Genomic DNA, 4,615 nt, shown 5'->3' on the forward strand with positions numbered 1-4,615 from the left:
CGGAAAAGAGGTGGTTAGCAAGAATCCAATGATCCATGCGACCATTGGACTGTTCGTTCTCATTTGTTTTCAATCGGGCTTTTTTCAGGTTCAACGAAAATGGCGGGTATTAAACGACCAAGTGACCTGGGAAGTTGTAGGATCATCGAAACGAACATTCTGTTTTCGCTGCGCTGAAGCCTTCCTTCAGCAGGATTGTTACGGTCTCCGATAACAAGATCATCCGGTTCAAAGAGCGTGATAGGAGTATCGGAATTCTTTCGCTGGTAAGCAAAGTCAACTGCCACCGATCCGATTTTCACCCCTACACCAGCAGTATATCCTTTGTTCACGAATCTTTTCCCCGTAACCGCATCGATTCCCGGCTGCGGTTCATAAAACCAACCGCCGCGAACCGGAATGATTACTGAACGATGAAAAAATAAGTACTCCGCCCCGACTCTCCAATCGTACGCAGGACTCACGCGAGTTGACACTTGAGGCTCCAGGTCGAAGAAATTGACTTTTCCAGTCTGGACGCCGGCATTGAACAGCATCTTTGACCAGTCCGTTCGACCGAAGTCGGCAGCCAGAGTGACTTTGTCCGAAGGTTTCAACGCGAGTCCGAGATTCAATGTAGACGGCCACTCCAATTCTGTTGTGGTATCGGGGAGTGGTATCAACGGATCCTCGATATTCGTGTCCACTCTTACCTTCAGCGTGTAGTCCGCAGAAAAACCAGACCGGTAGCGAATTCCGACATTCGCGTACTTATACTGCAGTAACATTCCCAGGTCAAAATTCCATGCAGATAACGCGTTCGTCTGCGTGAACGACAGAAACTCCACATCCTCCGGATCTTCTACGATCGTTTCAGAAGTAAAGCTGGAAGAATCCCAGTCCCCTTTCCAGTGATTGATCGCAACTCCAATCAGCATTCTCCGTGTTGCCGAAATAGCCAGGGAGCCGGAATAGATCCGGATCCCTCCGGACTGATCGGTGACTTGCTGTATATCGACCACAGGATTTCCCTCAGAATCGATTTCGCTAAAAAGCCGGTCGCCATGATAAGTGAGATCCACCGCTTTCTGCGTGGAGAATTGTGCCGCCCATCTTCGGTCTCCGACTGCAAACGGAAGACTGAAAGAAAGGAAATTCAAGCTGTTCCGGTCGAATTGCGCCTCCGAATCGCTAAGGGGAAGAGGTGCCTCAACCGGATCGAGCACCACAAAATCGAGATACTGGTCCTGTAGATCTAAGTGATCAAAGACAACAGAAGCTTCAGGAACAACAAGCTGTGCCAGTCCTGCCGGATTAAAAGATGCAGCCGTCGCATCATCAGCAACTGCTGTAAATGCTCCGCCCATTCCAGCAGCGCGAGCTCCCGATCCAACAAGTGTAAAAGTGCTTCGCAACTGCTCCGAAATGATCAGATTAAACGGGACCTGCGCATAAACAGGAGTGGCAAAAATCATCAGGCAAAAGATTAGAATGGATGGTCTCGCTCTATTGCCGATCATGGATCCAAAGATGAAATGATCTTACCACACGGTAACTCTTTAAATGATTACCCGCGGCTTTCCAAATCATTACATCTTTGAAAGAGATTTACTCTGAACAAAAATCAGATCACGCAATTTTTGTACGAGCGATTGAGGCGCAGCGTATTCAGGATGGCTGCGATAAAGCGCGGTGCAACGTTGTAATTCATGAAGTCGTCGTATCTGTTGAATCGTGATTTCTTTCGTTGTCCGAACCGGATGTTCAGCAAACAACAGGTCATCGGGATCTACTCGCCCCGATCTTATCGCAAACGCAATCCGTTTTGCGCAGCGGCAAGAATTTTTCGTATTGACGATACCGCAATGATGATTCATAAATTTTCGGATCCGATTTCGCGCGCGGGAAAGGCGTTTACGGAAGCTCGTGCGTGTAATGCCCACAACTTCTGCTCCTTCCTGACTGCTGAGTTCGAGAATATCACCCAAAATGTAGGCGAGCCTGTGCTCGCGATCCAGACAAAGCAACATACCGTGAGTGCAACCTATCTTAATCTCCTGGATCATGAGTTCTCTATCGATGGAACTCTCTTCGAGCAAAGGACGTTGCTTTAATCCTTCTTCCAACTGCTTACCAAAATCTTCAAACGTGATTTCTTCCCTTTCCGCAAGACGCTTCCGGGTTGAGAGAAGATAGTTCGAAGCGACTTGATAAACCCAGGTTGTAAAAGCGCTTTCGTTGCGGAAGGTGCCCAGATGCGTCAGGATCCTGATCAAAATCTCTTGTGTAGCATCCTCCGCATCGGCCGGGCGCCATAGCATTCGCATGGCAAGACCGTACACGCGATCCTGAATCCGCAGAACCACTTCTTCAAGCGCGGACCTATCGCCTTGTTTGGCCAACTCCACTAGTTGCTCTAATTCCATTTTACTGAGCCGAACCTCCCAGAATTTCACAAAGACGTTTCAACTCAGCTTGCAGAACCTGCGACTGTTGTTCAAGAGCTCCTTCCAATTGCTCCAGAGGGACGGGAGGAGGCATCAAAATAAACACAAAAATGCAGCGCCGATCGCCCGCCAGTAGCAAACGCGAAAAAGCTGATGCCATCGTTCCATCCGGAAAAGTCATAACCCAATCAATGACGCCGTGCTGAAGAGAATGATTGACTTTTAGTTCAATATCCACCTTTCCGGCTGGTGATTCCAGGCGCGCACGCCCCTCGGAAACGGATTTGAAGGCGCTGGTCCATTCAGGAAGACGCAAGGGATCAGCGATGTAACGAAAAGCTTCGTCATACGAGGCCTCAATTGTGATTGCTTGAACATCGAACATCCTCATAGGTTTCCTCCTTATATATGTATAGACTGATGACGAAGGAAACCTGTGACCGGGATGTTCTTACGATTGGGACGGTGGATTCAGCAGCGCAGCAAGAATGCCAAGCAGGATCACCCCGATCACATCAAATCCGATCTGCTTGGCGACCACCATACCGGGCATAGGTTGAACGGCATAGTAGATCAAATACATCGGAATTGTCATGAGCACTGCGACCGCAAGACCAAAACGAACACCCTGCCCGATTGCCGGTTTGCCCGCTTCTACACCCTTGCGATAAATCCACGTGAATCCGAATCCAAGCACAAAATGCGCAATCAACATGAAGGGAAAATGCTTTTGAGCATCTTCCGGACCTCGAAATAAGCCTGTCAACTGCGCGTAATCTCCTACCAACAGATTTGCATGAATCACAAAGCCGAGAAGCAACGAAGCTATACCGATCACTATTCCGGAAATGAAGAATCTCTTATCCATGCTCTTCCTCCTGTTGACATAGATTATCGGAATTTGTCCCGTCACGCCAGCGACTACAGCACTTGTAGCGCATCGATCACCTCATATTCCGAATCGCGATATTAAATTTAAGGAAAGAGAAATGAAGAATGCTTTTTAAGGACAGATTCGATGCCGGCCGGTATCTGGCAGGAAAGCTCAAGGAATATGCCGGGAGGAAAGAGGCAATTGTTCTCGCTCTTCCGCGCGGCGGTGTTCCTGTCGCATCTGAAGTCGCAACCGCCTTGAATCTGTCCCTGGATATTTTTCTGGTGCGAAAGCTCGGCGTTCCCGGTCAGGAAGAACTCGCCATGGGAGCAATTGCCAGTGGCGGCGTGAGAGTTCTAAACGAAGAAATCATTCAGGAACTGCGCATTCCTGATTATGCAATCGCAGCCGTAGTTGCTCAAGAGCAACGAGAATTAGAAAGACGAGAAAAACTGTACAGAAGAGACAGAGAACCAATTGAAGTTGAAGGAAAATCAATCATTCTGGTTGATGATGGTCTGGCAACCGGCGCAAGCATGCGGGCGGCTGCCATGGCTTTGCGGCAAATGAATGCCGCTGAAATTATCGTTGCCGTGCCGGTGGCGGCCCCTCAAACTTCAGAAGAGTTTCAATCTGTAGTAGATCGCCTCGTTTGCGCAAAAACTCCTGAGCCCTTCTTTGGCGTTGGCTACTGGTATGAGAATTTTTCACAAAATACGGATGAAGAGGTGATTGAACTGTTGGAGAAAGCCAACCATGAAAGATCAAAAGCTCCTGCATGAGGATCGAACGCGAGCTGTCCAACCCCTGGAAACAACCGCCGAATGGCATCCCGGAGAAGAGGGAGAAACATAACCGGCAGGTTTATGAATATGATTCGCGAAATACCAAAAGAGGACTGGCAAAACTTTCTGATCTCTTTTTCCAGATTACATTCGAACTGGCTGGTGGATGTGGAGTGTGGAAACATTCAACTGCATCAAGCGCCATTGACAAAACTAGCAGTGAGCGGATCAGATATCGACCTGAAGGTGGGAGAAAACATAGTCACAATCCAAAAGCCTTTCCGGATCTGCCTGCAACAAACAGACGAAGGTGCGGATGAAGTATTAGAGATTGCGAGTCCAGGACAACTATGCCGGATACGTTTCAAATCTCCAACTTTGCCGGAAATGGTGGATGGTGTCCCATGAAACAAGAAACTTTACTAAGAATTGATGCGGGCCTGAGCACAAACACAATTCTGTAGGCTTTTTTCAGACCCAGTCTACACAGAATTTATTGTCCGGGAAATTGGCATGTTCCAGGGCTTGCA

Annotated in this window: 6 protein-coding genes; 2 read left to right on the forward strand and 4 right to left on the reverse strand. The window is 48.4% G+C overall.

Annotation, left to right across the window (positions count from 1 at the left end; genetic code table 11):
- Positions 1–59 precede the first annotated feature (59 nt).
- The 4 genes from L0156_11415 to L0156_11430 form a co-directional block, all read right to left on the reverse strand.
- A complete protein-coding gene (locus L0156_11415) occupies positions 60–1,499 on the reverse strand; it encodes a hypothetical protein (GenBank protein MCI0603607.1) in 1,440 nt (479 codons plus the stop codon).
- A 69-nt stretch (positions 1,500–1,568) separates the two neighbouring features.
- A complete protein-coding gene (locus L0156_11420) occupies positions 1,569–2,405 on the reverse strand; it encodes an RNA polymerase sigma factor (GenBank protein ID MCI0603608.1) in 837 nt (278 codons plus the stop codon).
- A 1-nt stretch (position 2,406) separates the two neighbouring features.
- On the reverse strand, positions 2,407–2,817 hold the full coding sequence (locus tag L0156_11425) for an SRPBCC family protein (GenBank protein ID MCI0603609.1): 411 nt from the start codon (positions 2,815–2,817) through the stop codon (positions 2,407–2,409).
- Positions 2,818–2,877: 60 nt separating this feature from the next.
- The gene (locus tag L0156_11430; GenBank protein MCI0603610.1) at positions 2,878–3,294 is read right to left on the reverse strand and encodes a hypothetical protein; all 417 of its coding nucleotides are present in this window, start codon (positions 3,292–3,294) and stop codon (positions 2,878–2,880) included.
- A gap of 128 nt (positions 3,295–3,422) precedes the next feature.
- On the opposite strand from L0156_11430, the gene L0156_11435 reads away from it, so the two are divergent.
- Complete coding sequence (locus L0156_11435; GenBank protein MCI0603611.1) at positions 3,423–4,082, forward strand: phosphoribosyltransferase; 660 nt, start codon at positions 3,423–3,425, stop codon at positions 4,080–4,082.
- A gap of 90 nt (positions 4,083–4,172) precedes the next feature.
- The gene (locus L0156_11440; protein ID MCI0603612.1) at positions 4,173–4,493 is read left to right on the forward strand and encodes a DUF5335 domain-containing protein; all 321 of its coding nucleotides are present in this window, start codon (positions 4,173–4,175) and stop codon (positions 4,491–4,493) included.
- Positions 4,494–4,615: the final 122 nt, after the last annotated feature.

This window comes from bacterium (genome assembly GCA_022616075.1).
GTDB lineage: Bacteria > Acidobacteriota > HRBIN11 > JAKEFK01 > JAKEFK01 > JAKEFK01.